This is a genomic window from Flintibacter faecis (genome assembly GCF_014287875.1).
In the GTDB taxonomy this organism is placed as follows: domain Bacteria; phylum Bacillota; class Clostridia; order Oscillospirales; family Oscillospiraceae; genus Lawsonibacter; species Lawsonibacter faecis_A.
Genome location: NZ_JACOPN010000005.1, coordinates 206436 through 222829, shown reverse-complemented (window position 1 = coordinate 222829; position 16394 = coordinate 206436). Strand labels below are relative to the sequence as shown.

General features: G+C 58.5%; 11 protein-coding genes and 1 pseudogene. 7 read left to right on the top strand and 5 right to left on the bottom strand.

Annotation, left to right across the window (positions count from 1 at the left end; genetic code table 11):
- Positions 1 to 34 precede the first annotated feature (34 nt).
- The 3 genes from H8S55_RS08895 to H8S55_RS14145 are packed head-to-tail and all read right to left on the bottom strand — an operon-like array spanning position 35 to position 2029.
- The gene (locus H8S55_RS08895; RefSeq protein ID WP_186878702.1) at positions 35 to 874 is read right to left on the bottom strand and encodes a NotI family restriction endonuclease; all 840 of its coding nucleotides are present in this window, start codon (positions 872 to 874) and stop codon (positions 35 to 37) included.
- The gene (locus tag H8S55_RS08890; RefSeq protein WP_186878665.1) at positions 867 to 1946 is read right to left on the bottom strand and encodes a DNA-methyltransferase; all 1080 of its coding nucleotides are present in this window, start codon (positions 1944 to 1946) and stop codon (positions 867 to 869) included. The genes H8S55_RS08895 and H8S55_RS08890 overlap by 8 nt, the downstream gene beginning before the upstream one ends.
- 2 nt (positions 1947 to 1948) lie before the next feature.
- The gene (locus H8S55_RS14145; protein WP_243200544.1) at positions 1949 to 2029 is read right to left on the bottom strand and encodes a helix-turn-helix domain-containing protein; all 81 of its coding nucleotides are present in this window, start codon (positions 2027 to 2029) and stop codon (positions 1949 to 1951) included.
- A gap of 412 nt (positions 2030 to 2441) precedes the next feature.
- Between H8S55_RS14145 and H8S55_RS08880 the strand changes: the two genes are divergently transcribed.
- From H8S55_RS08880 to H8S55_RS08870, 3 genes are all read left to right on the top strand, one after another.
- Complete coding sequence (locus H8S55_RS08880) at positions 2442 to 4040, top strand: ABC-F family ATP-binding cassette domain-containing protein (protein ID WP_147563343.1); 1599 nt, start codon at positions 2442 to 2444, stop codon at positions 4038 to 4040.
- A gap of 244 nt (positions 4041 to 4284) precedes the next feature.
- On the top strand, positions 4285 to 5979 hold the full coding sequence (locus H8S55_RS08875) for a Na/Pi cotransporter family protein (protein WP_186878663.1): 1695 nt from the start codon (positions 4285 to 4287) through the stop codon (positions 5977 to 5979).
- 487 nt (positions 5980 to 6466) lie between these two features.
- Complete coding sequence (locus tag H8S55_RS08870; RefSeq protein ID WP_186878662.1) at positions 6467 to 8983, top strand: C69 family dipeptidase; 2517 nt, start codon at positions 6467 to 6469, stop codon at positions 8981 to 8983.
- 83 nt (positions 8984 to 9066) lie between these two features.
- Here H8S55_RS08870 and H8S55_RS08865 read toward each other — a convergent pair whose 3' ends face one another.
- Together H8S55_RS08865 and H8S55_RS14510 are read right to left on the bottom strand one after the other, a co-directional pair.
- The gene (locus H8S55_RS08865; protein WP_186878661.1) at positions 9067 to 10284 is read right to left on the bottom strand and encodes a homocysteine S-methyltransferase family protein; all 1218 of its coding nucleotides are present in this window, start codon (positions 10282 to 10284) and stop codon (positions 9067 to 9069) included.
- 543 nt (positions 10285 to 10827) lie between these two features.
- Complete coding sequence (locus H8S55_RS14510) at positions 10828 to 12324, bottom strand: ASKHA domain-containing protein (protein ID WP_186878660.1); 1497 nt, start codon at positions 12322 to 12324, stop codon at positions 10828 to 10830.
- Between the two features lie 83 nt (positions 12325 to 12407).
- On the opposite strand from H8S55_RS14510, the gene H8S55_RS08855 reads away from it, so the two are divergent.
- The 4 genes and pseudogenes from H8S55_RS08855 (at position 12408) to H8S55_RS14505 (ending at position 16147) form a co-directional block, all read left to right on the top strand.
- Entirely contained in the window at positions 12408 to 12962 is a 555-nt protein-coding gene (locus tag H8S55_RS08855; RefSeq protein ID WP_186878659.1) for a DUF2284 domain-containing protein, read from the top strand.
- An 87-nt stretch (positions 12963 to 13049) separates the two neighbouring features.
- Positions 13050 to 13238 (top strand): annotated as a pseudogene (locus tag H8S55_RS14140) (spondin); the annotation flags it as partial.
- A complete protein-coding gene (locus tag H8S55_RS08850) occupies positions 13235 to 14113 on the top strand; it encodes a DUF4261 domain-containing protein (protein ID WP_186878658.1) in 879 nt (292 codons plus the stop codon). The pseudogene H8S55_RS14140 and the gene H8S55_RS08850, both read left to right, overlap by 4 nt.
- Before the next feature lie 297 nt (positions 14114 to 14410).
- A complete protein-coding gene (locus H8S55_RS14505; RefSeq protein ID WP_366467706.1) occupies positions 14411 to 16147 on the top strand; it encodes a cobalamin-dependent protein in 1737 nt (578 codons plus the stop codon).
- The last annotated feature ends 247 nt before the right edge of the window (positions 16148 to 16394 follow it).

The window sequence follows — 16394 nt, the reverse complement described above, 5'->3', positions numbered from 1 at the left end:
ATATTGTAGGCGAGGGGATTTGTTTCAACAACTATTAAACTATTAGCAAACGATTTGCATCTATCAGTTTCGGCTCAAGAATATTTATAATATCCTGTAGTCCCATTTTGCGTTCAGCTTTTAAACCTAAGCAGTTTGCAATCCCTGCTGAATCTGTACTTACTCTAGCATCTAAAGAAAGATTTAGTTTATTGTTTTCACGTATAAAATCATATGAATGAATATGAACAGGGTCGCCAATACGTACTCCCGAAATACCGTCAAAATTGAAATCACTATACATACGCTCATATAATGGTTTTTGGATAATCAAAACTAAATGCTTGTTAAGATGTTCAAATGTTTCACTTTTATGGTGCATTTGAACAAGAATTGTTTTTAGGGTCATTTTCCAGTTCATGCCAAAACTCTTCTTGTTTTCAAGGTCTGCTTCATCAACCGCAATGTTTTGCTCATTTAGAAATTTCTGTCTATCCGGCCAAACTGTTCCGGTTGTATCCATTGTCTGAAGTTCTATACCGATGAAGTCTTTCACGTGCTTATTTTTAGCTGATACCAAAAAATAGTCAACATGGCCACCGGGAATTTGTACCTCTGGAATTAAATACAGTTCGTTTCCCGGTTCGTGCATTGTCAAAAGGTGTAAGCAGTCAATAAAAATTTGATTGTGCTCAAGCAAACGAAACGGGCAAATTATCACATCGTTATTTTGGTATTTTACAGAACAAGTTCCGATTTTAACATCCGGGTCGGATTTTCTCATTTTTGTACATATATTACCCGTGTAAGGACAATTTTGATTTATCATTGCTTGCTCGAAATTTTGTGAAGTATCTAGGCAATTCAGCCCAAAAAATTCGCTTATTTTACTCATATCTTTCCACTTCTCCACGATTTATATAACCAAAGATGCCACAACGTTCTTGCGCCATGTCTAAATATTCAGATGATAAGTCAACGCCAATAGATCGACGGTTTAACATTGCTGCAACATAGTTTGTTGTTCCGGTTCCCGCAAACGGGTCCAGTACAATTCCGTTTTCAGGGCAGGTCAAAACAATAGGTGTTTTGACTAAATCTTCTGGGTAAGGGGCAAAATGTAACTTTCGTCCTTGCGTGTCCTCTGGAATAATTTGCCAAACATCGGAAATCATGCTTCCTTTTGGATTATAAAATAAAAAGTAAAATCCCTTTTCTTCAAGTTCTTTAGCCCGCCCACTCAAACGTGTAGTGTTCCCATTAGTCACCCTCTGGTTGGCTCCCTTAATAACCATTCTAAAATCAGCCAATTCACCTTTTTGAAGTCGGTCTAGCACTTGATCTAATGCCTTATAAGCATTTTTTCTTTGTTCCTCTGTTAATTCAGTACTTAATTCTATTTTTCTTTTATAGCGAACACCACTTACGCCTGTTGCGCTTACAACAGCACCGTTTTTCACTTGAGCTTCTCTAGGCTTTTTTCTTACTGCATCTGAATCATAATAGTAGCCGCTTTTCTTTTTTACAAAATGAAAGATAGGTTCATATTCACTTCCTAGACTGTCTTTAGAATTTGACATCGTGCCTTTCATTTTATCCCATATAACTGTATTTCTTAAAATCCATTTTTGTTCATCTTGCATTCTAATAGCCATTCTATGCGGAATATTCAATAGCTGCTTGTTTTTATAGCTGTCTCCAATGTTAAGCCAAAATGAACCCGTTAGTTTTAAAACTCTGTAAACCTCTGCTGTTATTTTCAACAGACTTTCTATATAATCTTGATATGTCTTTTCTAACCCTATTCCGCCGCCTAAATACTCGCGTTTCATATAATATGGAGGACTTGTTACTACACAATCAATACTATCATTTGGGATTTGTTCTAATACTTTTAGGGAATCACCGCATACAAACAGAGGCGAATTTCCTGTATTTTCTTTAATATAATCAGTAATATGTATCATATCTATTCACCGTCTTTCTGTATTTCTACAATATCGTCAAGCCCGCAATTCAAGGCGGTTGCAATCTTTGCAAGGCTTTCCATTGCAACAGGTTCGCCCTTTCCCATTTGACAAGTATTGTTGTGCTGATACCCGCCTATTCTGATTATCAGTATACCACAAGAGTGCAACGCAAACAACGCATTTACATTTCCCCTACAAAGTATCATTTGTTAAAATATACTCTGTGAAAAAGTACACCTATCTTTTTTGAGTTTCCTATGATAAGATGATAGGCAAGCTATTTTATAAGGAAATGCCAAAAGCCTTCCCCTCGGGGGAAGGTGGCATGGCGAAGCCATGACGGATGAGGGGAACGCCGCCGATATCAGAGCGCTTTCGATGGAAAAACGGCACAGCCCTTCGGCGTTCCCCTCATCCGCCCCAGTGTGCCCACTGGGGCACCTTCCCCTGGGGGAAGGCTTTATCATAAAATAAGGAGCGAATTACACCGATATGATCACTGTCACCGACCTGAGCCTCAGCTACAGCGGCACTCCCCTGTTCTCCCATGTGGACCTGCAGTTTCTGCGGGGCAACTGCTATGGCATCATCGGCGCCAACGGTGCCGGCAAGTCCACCTTCCTGAAAATTCTGTCCGGCGACCTGGACTCCACCAGCGGCGAGGTGTCCATCCTGCCCAACACCCGCATGTCCGTGCTGAAGCAGGACCAGAACGCCTATGACGCCTATAACGTCATGGACACGGTCATCATGGGCAACCAACGCCTCTATGACATCGGCAAGCAGAAAGAGGCCCTGTACGCCAAGGAGGAGATGACCGACGAGGACGGCATGCTGGCCTGCCAGCTGGAGGAGGAGTATGCCGAGCTGGGGGGCTGGGAGGCCGAGAGCGATGCCAGCCGCATCCTCCAAGGCCTTGGCATCGGCACCGAGCTGCACTATAACGACATGGCCACCCTGGATGCCCGTCTGAAGGTGAAGGTGCTGCTGGCCCAGGCCCTGTTCGGCAACCCCGACCTGCTGATGATGGACGAGCCCACCAACAACCTGGACATCGACGCCGTGAATTGGCTGGAGGACTTCCTGCTGGACTTTGAGGGCACCGTCATCGTGGTCAGCCACGACCGGCACTTTCTGAACACCGTGTGTACCCACATCGTGGACATCGACTATGGCAAGATCAAGATGTATGTGGGCAACTATGACTTCTGGTACGAGTCCAGCCAGCTGGTGCAGCAGCTCATTAAGAACCAGAACAAGCGCAACGAGGAGAAGATCAAAGAGCTGCAGGACTTTATCTCCCGCTTCTCCGCCAACAAGTCCAAGAGCAAGCAGGCCACCGCCCGGCGCAAGCTGCTGGACAAGCTGACCGTGGAGGAGATGCCCGCCTCCTCCCGCCGCTATCCCTTTGTGGGCTTTACCCCTGACCGGGAGGTGGGCAAGGACATCCTGTTCGTCACCGACGTGTCCAAGACCATCGACGGGGTGAAGGTCCTGGACAAGGTCTCCTTCATCGTGGGCCACGGGGACAAGATCGCCTTTGTGGGCGACAACGAGAACGCCCACACCGCCCTGTTCAAGATCCTGGCCGGGGAGATGGAGCCTGACGAGGGCACCGTGAAGTGGGGCCAGACGGCCACCTTCTCCTATTTCCCCAAGGACAACACCCCCTACTTCCTGGACAACGAGGACAACCTGGTCCAGTGGCTGCGCCAGTTCTCCCCCGACCCCCAGGAGCAGTATCTCCGGGGCTTTTTGGGCCGGATGCTCTTCTCCGGGGACGAGGTATATAAGCCCGTCAAGGTCCTCTCCGGCGGCGAGAAGGTCCGGTGCATGCTGTCCCGGATGATGCTGTCCGGGGCCAACGTGCTCATGCTGGACCAGCCCACCAACCACCTGGACCTGGAGTCCATCGCCGCCCTGAACAAGGGGCTGGAGGCCGTGAAGTGCAACGTGCTGGTGGCCTCCCACGACCATCAGCTCATCCAGACCGTGTGTAACCGCGTCTTTGACTTCTCTACTGACGGCAAGCTCACTGACCGCCGCATGACCTATGACGAGTATCTGGAGAAGCAGAAGGAGGCCGAGTAAGCCCCCCTCTCTCCCGCTCCGAACCCCAAAGCGCCGCCCAGGCCGGGCGGCGCTTTTTTCAGCTCCGGGGCCGGTTTTCTGTATTTTGCAAAGAATATGTTAAACCTGTGTAAAATCTGTTGACGGCAGGAAAGGCCACCACCTATAATAAATACTGGAATCATTTCGAGCATCTATGGAAGAAGGCGGCGCGCCCCGGTTTGGAAGGCGGGCGCTTGTAAGCCGCCAAGGAAGGAAAGAGAATATGGGCATCACAGATATTCTGTCCCTGCTGGGCGGCCTGGCGCTGTTCCTCTATGGTATGCAGATGACCAGCTCCGGTCTGGAGGCGGCGGCGGGCGCAAAGATGAAGATCCTGCTGGAGCGCCTGACGGCCAACCGGTTTATGGGCGTTCTGGTGGGCGCGGCCATCACGGCGGCCATCCAGTCCTCCTCCGCCACCACCGTCATGGTGGTGGGCTTTGTCAACGCCGGCATGATGACGCTGAACCAGGCCGTTTGGATCATCATGGGTGCCAACATCGGCACCACCATCACCGGTATGCTCATCGCCCTGGACGTGGGGGCCCTGGCTCCCCTGTTCGCCTTTGTGGGCGTGGTGCTCATGGTCTTTGTAAAGGATACGAAAATGCAGCACATCGGCCAGATCCTGGCCGGTCTGGGCGTGCTGTTCATCGGCATGGACATGATGAGCGCCGCCATGTCCCCCCTGCGGGACTCCCCGGAGTTTGTAGAGCTGGTCTCCACCTTCTCGAACCCCCTGGTGGGTATTCTGGTGGGTGCCGGCTTCACCGCCATCATCCAGTCCTCCGCCGCCGCAGTAGGCATCGTCCAGACCCTGGCCAACGCGGGCATCATCCCCCTGGCCAGCGGGGCCTTTGTCCTGTTCGGCACCAACATCGGCACCTGTATCACCGCTGTGCTGGCCTCCATCGGCACCAGCCGCAACGCCAAGCGGGCCACCATCATCCACCTGCTGTTCAACATCATCGGCACGGTGATCTTCACCCTGCTGTTTTTGATCCTCCCCATCGCCCATATCATTGACGGCTCTCTGGTCCTGCCCGGCGGGCTGGGCACGTCGCTGGCCGCAGTGATGCCCAAAACGGCGGCCGGCCGGGTGGCCCTCATCCACACCTGCTTCAACATCGGCACCACCATCATCCTGCTGCCCCTGGGCAACTACCTGGCCCGGCTGGCAGTGCGTATCCTGCCCGAGCTGCCTGCCTCTGACACAGACACCGGCGAGGGTATGCGCCTGAACTACCTCAAGCCCATCACCGCCAATGGCAAGGAGGGCGGCCTGGGCGTGTCCGCCATCGTCATCGACCAGCTGCGGCACGAGCTGCACCGGATGCTGTCCATGGCCCGGGACAACGTGGCCAAGAGTTTCCGGTCCGTTCTGGACCGGGACCCGGCCAGTCTGGAGGAGATCGAGCAGCGTGAGGAGTATATCGACTTTTTGAACCGGGAAATTTCCCGCTATGTCTCCAAGCTCATCTCCTTCGAGACCAATGAGCAGGGCTCCGCCGTGGTCAGCAGCTTCTTTGCCATCTCGGGCAACATTGAGCGCATCGGCGACCACGCGGACAACCTGGCGGGCTACACCCGGCTGCTGGTAAACAAGGACATCCACTTCTCCCAGGCGGCCCAAAACGCCGTGGCCAGCATGCGGGACGTGGCCCTGGAGGCCATCTCCTCCCTGCTCCACCACGAGGCGGGGGACCCGGTGTGGCTGGCCGATGTGGCCCAGATGGAGCAGCGCATCGATGACATGACCGACCAGTTCCGCCGGGACCAGCTGGACCGGATGCGCAGCGGCGTGTGCAACGAGGAGGCATGCATCCTCTATTCCGAGCTGCTCACCGACTTTGAACGAATCGGCGACCACGTCCTGAACATCGCCCAGGAACTCACCAAAGCCCAGACGGGGCTGTGAGACCGTCCGCATCCAACAGACATATTTTAAAATATCGACCCCCCCGCCCCGTTCTGCAGACCGAAAAAATTTTGTCTGCGGGGCGGGGCGTTGTATTTTCTGCACAAAATCTCTCCGATTCTTGCAGGATTTTCCCGGTCGGGGCGTGCGGTTTGGCGGGGAGAGATTTTCTTGGCACCATCTTTGGTGGAAAAACAGGTTGACAAGTCGGGGTTCTGCGGATTAGAATAGCAGCAAGATATTTGCAAGCTAGCGCTTTAGCTTATCAAATTAGCTCTCGATTTTAACGAAATCTAAACTTGCGTATTCATTTAATTCAGCAAAGCGCTGTGATAGTATGCTAAATTATGCGCAGCCTGCACAAAACATAGGTTGACTATCTCCGCCTTTTTATATATACTGTATGTAATCTGGATGTCCCTGCCGGACGTTCAGCCGCAGCTCCCTATCCCTGCGTCAAATCAAAATTGAATGGAGGACCAGAACTGTGAAAAAATTTTCCCTGAAGAAATTAGTGACTGCTGTAGCAGTCACTACCTCGCTGGTGGCAGCAGCGACCATCAGCGCCTCGGCCTGCACCACCATCTATGTGGGCGCAGATCAGACCCAAGAGAAAACCCCCTTTGTGGCCCGCACGGAGGACTATGGCTGGAACTATAACAAGCAGTGGTTCGTGATGCCCGAGGGCAAGTGGGCCAAGGGTGAAACCTTCCGGGGCTGCCCCGGCTACGGCGAGTTCGAGTGGAAGTTCACCCACGACAGCTACCGCTTCACCTATTTCACCAACGACCAGTATCAGGGCACCTGCCCCGAGTGCGGCCAGAAGAACGCCACCCACCCCTCTTACACCGAGTTCGGCACCAACGAGAAGGGCGTGTCCGTCTCCGCCACCGAGACCATCTATGGCCGCTCCGAAGTGACCAAAACCATCGACCCCTTTGTGAAGACCAAGGTGGACGGCAAGGTGGGCATTGAGGAGACCGACATCCCCACCATTATCCTGGCCGAGGCCGACTCCGCCAAGGCCGGCGTGGACCTGCTGCTGAACATCTATAAGGACTACGGCGCTTATTTCGCCTCCGGCGTGTTCATCTGCGACAAGAACGAGACCTGGTACATCGAGAACTGCTCCGGTCACGAGTACGTGGCCATCAAGGTGCCCGACAGCATGATCTTCCTGGAGCCCAACATGGCGGTCATCGGCCGTGTGGACCTGGACGACCCGAACATCATCGCCTCTGACAAGCTGATCGAGGTGGCTAAGACGGCCGGAACTTTCAAGGGCGATGACACCAAGAACATCATTGACTTCCGCGCCTCCTACGCCGGTCGGCAGGACCGGATGGACAAGCGCATGGTGGAAGGTCTGAACTACCTGGGCTATAACTACACCGCCGAGCAGCTGCTGGCCGACAACACCCTATTCACCATCTCCAACGTGAACGCCAATGACGAGCAGGTGGGTCTGTATACCAAGATCAAGGCCGCCCGCACCCTGGACAAGAACGACGTGTTCGGTTACTACAAGCTCAGCTCCATCGGCAAGCCCAGCAACCAGGACATCGAGATCTTCCAGCTGTTCAAGAACAACGACGTGACCACCGGCACCGTGGGCTGGGTGGGCGTTGGCAACATGTCCAACAACGTCTTCGTCCCCTACTACCCCATGCTGCTGACTGACAGCAAGGATATGTACGAGGGTTATCAGGTTTCCCTGCCCGCCGTGCAGAAGGTCACCGAGCGTCCCGCTGATCCCAACGCCTTCTTTGTCAACGACAGCAAGGTCGGCCGCCTCGCCGTGTATCCCGAGGGTTGGCGTGACTCCTACTACTTCAGCTTTGAGGGCCTGGGCGGCTACATCGCCGACGCCGAAAAGCTCACCGGCACCGCCATTTCCGATGCGGACAAAAAGCTGGTGCAGGACAAGATGACCGCCCTGCAGAACGAGTTCAACGAGACCTTTGCCAAGGTGGAGCTGAAGAACGCCACCGAGACCAGCCGCCAGATGGCCGCCAAGGCCCACGCCACCGCTCTGGCTATGATCGACTATCTCACCGGCGAGAACAACCTCACTGGCCTGGCCGTCCTGGACAAGAACGGCAACGCCGTAACCAAGCCCCAGGTGAACCAGGTCCTGATCCCTGTGATCCAGATCGGCAGCGCCGATGTCTACTCCGAGTCCCAGTCCGGCCTGACCCTGGTACCCTCCAGCACCGCTGTCAACGCCGACATCTATGCCGAGCCCGCCAACCCCTATGCCAACTATGTCTGGCACTATGACGGCTCCACCACCGCTCTGTCCACCGCTTCCACCTATACTGTCTCCTCCGCCGACCAGGGCAAGGTCCTGTGCCTGGACGTGACAGTGGACGGCTATAAGGGCTCCGCCTCCTGGAAAGCCGAGGCCGCTGTACCCTATCTGCCCGACAGCGGCCGGGACGACAGCAGCTCCGGCGGCGGTTCCTCCACCAAGCCCAGCAAGCCCACCACCCCCACCAACCCCAAGCCCGACACCAGCAACGCCTTCAACGACGTGACCGCCGGCAGCTGGTATGCCGATGCGGTGAAGAACGTGGTGAACAAGGGCCTGATGGCCGGCACCGGCAAGGACACCTTCGCCCCCGATAACCAGGTGACCCGTGCCATGATGTGGACCGTGCTGGCCCGCCTGGATGGCAAGGACGTGTCCGGTGCCTCCACCTGGTACGCCAAGGCCATGACCTGGGCCACCGAGAAGGGCGTGTCCGACGGCACCTTCCCCGGCAGCTCCATCACCCGTGAGCAGCTGGCCACCATGCTGTGGCGTGCCGCCGGCAGCCCCGAGGCCAAGGGCGCGCTGACCAACTTTAACGATGCCGCCTCCGTCAGCTCCTGGGCCACTCAGGCCATGACCTGGGCCGTGGAGCAGGGCCTGATCTCCGGCATGGGCGACGGCGCTCTGAATCCCCAGGGCAACGCCACCCGTGCTCAGCTGGCCGTCATCCTGACCGCCTACGCGAAGTAAGTTTTTCCCCATTACGCACAACAGCCGGACCGCTTTCGCGGTCCGGCTGGTTTTTATTTAGACGAGAGAACGGATCGCCGCGCTTAACCGATCACCCCATACTTCTCCGCCAGGGGCTTCAGCTCCTCCTCGCTCAAACCGCCCTCGTACAGGGCGCGGCCCTGATAGACCCGCAGGGCGGCCTCCAGCAGGTCGGCCTGCTGACACACCAGGCACAGGGGCTTGGAGATCATATACTGGCAGTCGGCCAGGGCATCCACGTCCTCCCAGCTGTCAATGGCCACCGCCGCCATGGGGAAGCCGTCCTCCATGGCCTCGGTGAGGCCGTCCTCCATGTGCTCCGCCCCGGCAACCACCGCTCCGTGGCCCGCGTCCACGGGGAGATAGCACACGTCCTTTTCGGTGGCGGCGGGGAGCAGGTCGGGGTACTTGGGAGCGGGGCGGACAAATTCCGCGCCTTTGAGGGCCTTTGCCAGGGCGGCAATATAGTCCTCGTCCGTGCCGCAGCAGCCGCCGAAGATGGCCGTGCCCGCCTGGAGCATGTCGGGCACCCAGCGGACAAACTCCTCCGGGGTGCAGTCATAGGTGGTCTTGCCGTCTACGGTGACGGGCATTCCGGCGTTGGGCTTGGCGATGAGGGGCACCCGGGCATAGTCCCGCAGGCGGCGCAGCTGCTTCAGCATCTGCTCCGGGCCGGTGGAGCAGTTCAGGCCGAAGGCGCTGACCCCCATGCCCTGGAGCACCACCAGCGCGGCGGCCACGTCGGTGCCCGACAGGCAGCGGCCGCTCTCGTCGCAGGTGAAGGTGACAAAGATGGGTCTGTCGCTGACGCTGCGGATGGCCAGCACGGCGGCCCGGGCATCGGCCAGGGTCATCATGGTCTCCACCACGAACAGGTCCACCCCCGCCTGCTCCAGTCCGGCGGCCTGCTCGGCATAGATGTCCACCAGCTCCTCGAAGGAGGCCTCCCCCAGGGGGGACAGGAACAGGCCCGTGGGGGAGATATCCCCGGCCACCCAGGCCCGCGTGTCCACCGCCTGCCGGGACAGGGCCACCAGGCGGCGGTTATACTCCGCCGTCTGGTTGAAAATGCCCCGCTCCTCCAGCTTCTGCCGGTTGGCCCCAAAGGTGGGGGCATAGACCACCCGGCTGCCCGCCTGGACATAGCGGCGCTGGATATCCTGGATGCTGTCCGGGTGGTCCAGCACCCACTGCTCGGCGCTCACGTCGCCTTGATAGCCCCGCTTCTGCAGCTGGGTCCCGGTGGCTCCGTCTAAGATCAGGGGAAAGCGCATCTCCATATTGTCGTCCTCCATTTGTGTATTGGTGTGTTGGTGAAAAGCCTTCTCCTGGGAGAAGGTGCCCCAGTGGGCACACTGGGGCGGATGAGGGGAACGCCACCGATGTTTGAGCGTTCCCGACAGAGCGGCATAGCCTTCGCCCCGCAGGGGAGAAGGTGGCATGGCGAAGCCATGACGAATGAGGGGGACCACGGGGGCGCACCCGTTATCGACGGGCCGCTGGGGACAGCGGCCCCTACGAAACCTATTGTAACCCTGCGTAGGGGCGGATGTCCCCATCCGCCCGTTCGATGGCCTCCGCACCCAACGATACCCACCCTCATCCGGCCCCTTCGGGGCCACCTTCCCCCTGGGAGGGGGAAGGCTTTGACCGTTTTAACGCAAGAACTCACGGCCCTTGGGCGTTCCCCTCATCCGGCCCTGCGGGCCACCTTCCCCCAGGGGAAGGCCATCTGCCCTGTCATTGCGCACCATTTGGCTCCCTTGTCAAAGGGAGCTGGCACGGCGAAGACGTGACTGAGGGATTCCGCTCCCCCGCCCTCTTCAAAACCCCATATTCTCGGTAAACACCCGGGTGAAATCCGGCTGGCCGGACAGCTCGATGTAATCGCAGCCCCGGGCGGTGTCCTCTACCTTGGGCCACAGACGGCCGTCCAGGGCCAGGGCGGCGGCTCCCGCCAGGGCGGTGTTGCCCAGGGGGCGGACCTTCCCCGCCAGCACCGGCGGCAGCATCCCGATGGCCATGGCGCTGCCCGGGTCGATATAGGTCCCAAAGCCCCCGGCCAGGTACAGGCCGTCCACCTGCTCCAGGGGCACCCCCCGGCGCTGGGACAGAACTTGTATCCCCGCCGCCACGGCGGCCTTGGCCAGCTGGAGATTCCGCACGTCCCCGGCGGTGAGATATACCTGGGGGGTGAGATGGAACAGGCCGTTGCCGTCCCCGTCCCGCTCCACATAGCGCCGCAGCTCCGGGGCGACCTCCTCCGGGGGCAGCAGCCTCCCGCCGGGGGCGATGATCCCCAGTTTCCGCAGCACCGCCGCCAAATCCACCAGGCCGGAGCCGCACAGGCCCCGGGCGGGACCGTCCCCGATGACGTCATAGAGAAAGCCCCGGTCATAGCGCACATGGCTCACCGCCCCGTCCACGCCGGGCATACCGCATTGGATGCCAGCCCCCTCAAAGGCGGGGCCGGAGGCCACTGCGCAGCAGGAGAAGCCGCCCTTGCCCCCCATGGCCATCTCCCCGTTGGTGCCGATGTCCAAAAACAGGTGCTCCCCGGGCTTCTCCCCCAGGCCGGAGGCCATGAGTCCCGCGGTGATGTCGCCCCCCACATAGCCCGCCACGCAGGGCAGCAGCCGGACGGGCACGCCGTTCAGGTCACCCGTCCCCTCCGGGCCAAAGAACAGGCTGTCCGGCCGGAAGGGGGCGGCGGCCATGCCGGCCACGCTTTTGCCGGCGAACAGGCTCTCCATCACCGTGTTCCCCGCCACTGAAATTTCTTTCAGTTCTTCTGCCTGTCGGCCTGCGGCGGACAGGGCGGCCTCCAGCATCGCCCAGATCTGCCCCCGGATGCGCCCGGACAGCTCGCTGAAACCCTGGGGCGTGTCCAGCGTGTGCTGGATGCGGCTGATCACATCCGCCCCATAGGGGGCCTGGGCGTTCCAGGCCCCCTGGGCGGCCAGCTCCGCCCCGTGGGTGCGGTCGTACAGCTTGACCACCACCGTGGTGGTGCCCAGGTCCACCGCCGCAGACAGGCCCGTCCGGCCCGGCTGACAGGGGGGCGGGGGGAGGGTGTCCCCCAGGATCACCCCGGAGACCGTCTCGGGCAGGGCCACCTGCTCCCCGCCCCGGGGAAATACTTTGCAGGCCAGCCTCGGCCCGCCGTTCACCTGCACCCGGCACTTGCCGCACCGGCCCCGGCCCCCACAGGCCGCCGGGAGGGAGAAGCCAGCCCGCCGCAGGGCGGACAGCAGGCTCTCCCCGGGCTGGACGGGGATGTCATAGATTTTCTCCCCCTGCCGGACCTGGACCCTTGACACAGACCTCGCCCCCCGAATATAATGAATGAAATATAATTTATTTTAGGCAACCTAGGTTTGCTTTGTCAAGGGGATTTGCAGCAATGACCGATCTTATTTCCCTGGCCCGACAGAATGAGTTTACCCATGTGGCTCCGGTGGACCTGTCCGCCGCCGTCCCCCTGGCGGAAGTGCGGGACATGTGCACTGCGGACCGGTGCGGCTGCTTCGGAAAAAACTGGGCCTGTCCCCCCCACTGCGGCACGGTGGAGCAGGCCGCACGGCGGCTGGCTCAGTATCATGCCGGGCTGCTGGTCCAGACCACCGGGGCGTTGGCCGACCCCTTTGACTACGACGGCATGACCGCCCTGTCCCGGCTTCACCGCAGACGATTTCTCAACTTTGCCCGCCAGGCCCGGCTGGTCTCCCCCGGCTGTCTGCCCCTCAGCGCCGGACCATGCACCCTGTGCGCCCGGTGTACCTGCCCGGACAAACCCTGCCGCCGCCCCAGGCAGCGCCTGTCCTCGATGGAGGCCTATGGCCTGTTCGTCAGCGACGTCTGCATCCGTTCGGGCCTCTCCTACAACTATGGTCCCAACACCCTGACCTATACCGCCTGCGTGTTTTATAAAAAGGGATTGCAAAACGGCATAATTTAGAAGAAATCCTCTGTTTCCCGCCGTTTTTCCGGGGAGCAGAGAGATCTGGATGATTTGGAAGAATTCAGGGGGCCACCCTGTTATAAAAAAAGACAGTGGACACAGGAGGATGAGGCGGGCTATCAGCTCTACCAGCAGGAAACAGATCCCAGGAAGCGCACCCTTCGGGTATGGTATCTCATCGCCAACCCCCGCGGTCTGCCGAAAGAGTTTGTCCAGAAAGAGCTGGAGTTTCGGTGGAAACTGTTCCCAGAAAAGAAGGAGGAAACCAAATGAGCAATAAAACTTTCCAGCAAAACCTGAACGACAAAAAAGGCCCCCAACCCGGTGGCCCCTATCTCATTCAGATGCTGTTCAAAGAGCCGGTAGAAATGCCGGATAAAGAAAAAATGACTGCCGTAATGGAGAAGCACATTGGATCAACAGAGTGCTTCTGTTATGATAAGAAAATGGCCGGCTTTACCGCACAGGATCATATTGCAGAGTTCAAGGACGGAAAATGCCCGGTGCAGCTGATGGTGATGAAATGCGACAAGTTCAAGGGCAAAGGCTTTGATGCCTTCCTGATGAGCCAGATGTGGGACTGCCAGGAGGACCGGGAGCGGATCTTCCGGGAGTGCAAATATCAGGTGGTAGCCACCGATATGCTGGCAGCGGCGCTTCCGGCGCTGGAGCGTGCCAATCTGGATGCCGACTTTTTGGAGGCTCTGGCGGAGCTGTATCCTACCTGTGAGGCGTTCTATTTCCAGAACTGCGGCAAGCTGTTTCTGGCGGAGGATGTGCGTTCCCATCAGATTGAGGGCTCGGATCGCTTCATCCGCTTTGGCGTCAATGTCCGTTTCTTCAACATCGAGGGCACCGAGGATATGCTCATCGACACGGTAGGTATGAGCACCCTGCTCCTGCCCGACCTCCAGTACCACTTCCACGGCATGGACCCCAACTGGGTGGTAAACCACGCCTACAATGTGGCATCGTACATATTGGAGCATGATAACCCCATTCAGGATGGGGAAACCATAGACGGCGTGGCGGATGGCCAGATGTGCCGGGAGATCCAGTGGAAGTGCCAGTATGAGGACGCCCTGATCCAGCCACCCAGAGAGGTGCTGGACATCCACATGGGGAACTATGCCTCGGGAGGACGCTGAATGAACGGCGTTGTGCTCCTGGTGGGCGGACTGCTGCTTGTGGCAGTAATCAAGCTGATTATGGATTGAAATTGGATTGGCCTGCTTCTCTGTGTTGTTGCCCTGTTCCTGGTCTTTGGGGCTGGACACCATACAAAATAGGCCATTTTTAGGGATGAGCAAAACTTAGATTTGCTCATGAGACTATACAATAAATAGTGCCATCCGAATTGCTTAAAACCTATATATTGTGACTCAACTTTGCAAAACTCGCGTTTTGCTCATCCCTATGTTTTATAATCCTGAGGAGTGATCGTCATGTCTACACCCAAAGAGATTTTTCTGGAGCTGATCCGTCCCGGCGGCCAGCCCGAGCGCCAGCTGCGCCAGTATGAGGCCCTGGCCATGTACCTGGCCGACCCCATCAACGTCTTTCTCCGGGGCAACCGAAAGCGGGGCAGCACCAGCCGGGACCGGTGGGGGGTGACCATCGACTTCCCGGAGGATGCCCCCGGGGCCATCCCCGTCCACAGCCCGGCGCTCACCGTCTGCCCCGACGTGACGCGCTGGCGGGAGGTGGTCCACGCCCCCGACTTGGAGGCCAACTGCGCCCAGGGCTGGGAGGAGGCCCGTGCCGCCGCCCACGCCGCCGCCGGGGACGACCGCCTGGTCACCGGCTTTATGGGCACCGGCATCTTTGAGCAGTGCCACTTCCTTATGGACTTTGAGAACACCCTCACCGCCCTGTACGAGCACCCGGACGAGATGCACGAGCTCATCGAATCCATCACCCAGTTCCGGCTGACCTATGCCAGAATGCTCATCGACGGCCTGCAGCCCGACGTGCTGTTTACCCACGACGACTGGGGCACCAAAAACGCCCTGTTCATGAAGCCGGAGATGTGGCGGGAGTTCTTCAAGGAGCCCTACCGCCGCTTCTATGGCTACATCCGCTCCCGGGGGGTCATCGCCATCCACCACGCCGACTCCTATCTGGCCCCCATCGTGGACGACATGGCGGAGATCGGCATCCAGGTGTGGCAGGGGGTGCTGCCCGAAAACGACATCCCCGCCCTCCAGCGGCACCTGCGGGGCAAGCTGGTACTCATGGGCGGCCTGGGTGCCGCCATCGACCGGGCCGACGCCCAGCCGGAGGAGATCCTGGACTATACCCGCAGGGCCCTGAATGCCTACTGCCCCGGCGGACACTTCATCCCCTCCATCACCTATGGCCTGGCGGGGACCGTGTTCCCCCATGTGGACCAGTATCTGGACCAGGCCATCGACGAGTATAACGCCCGGCTCCATGTGCCCCACATGGACCTGCCCCCCGAGCCCCGCCGGAAGCTGGACGGGGCGGGACAGGCCGCTCCCCCGCAGCAGGCTGCCCGGGAGGAGGCCCCCGCCGACCTGCTCTCCGCCATCGCCTCCGCCCTAGAGCACGGCCAGCAGAAAAAGCTGCTCTCCCTGTGTCGGCAGGCCCTGGACCAGGGCTATTCCCCAGACGACATTCTGTCCAAAGGAATGGTGAAGGGCATGAGCGACCTGGGCGACGCCTTCTCTGCCAACCGGGCCTTTGTCCCGGAGATGCTCATCGCCGCCCGGTGCATGACGGCGGCCATGGAACTGCTCAAGCCCCATATGGCCGCCAGCGGCCACGAGCCGGTGGGCAGCGCCTGTCTGGGCACCGTTCAGGGGGACATGCACGACATCGGCAAGAATCTGGTGAAGATCATGATGGAGGGCAGCGGCATCCAGGTCATCGACCTGGGGGTGGACGTGTCCCCTCAGCAGTTCATCGACGCCGCCCAGCAGCACCACTGCGGCATCATCGCCTGCTCCTCCCTGCTCACCACCACCATGCAGGGGATGCGCCAGGTGGTGGAGCTGGCCCGGGCCCGGGGCATCCGGGACCAGGTGAAGATCATGGTGGGGGGCGCCCCCATCAGCCAGGCGTTCTGCGACGAGATCGGGGCCGATGCCTATACCCCCGACGCAGGCACCGCCGCCCGCACCGCCGTGGCCCTGCTCCGGGCCTTGAAGCACTCCCTGTAAAAATACGCCCCCGTCCCCCGGTGTCACAGCCGGGAGACGGGGGTGTTTTCATGTGGACTGCCGGGCAGGGCATCCCGCTTTCTGTTTTCTGCCCCGAGCACATCCGGCAGATTTCTACGCGCCTTTTTGTGATCTGAATGTTTCCTTAGGTCAGTTTACAAGGAACTACACGCAGACCACGAAACGGGGGCTGCTGACAACAAATAAAGGCTGAATATCAAGCACCGGGAAAGTGCGAGATATTCAG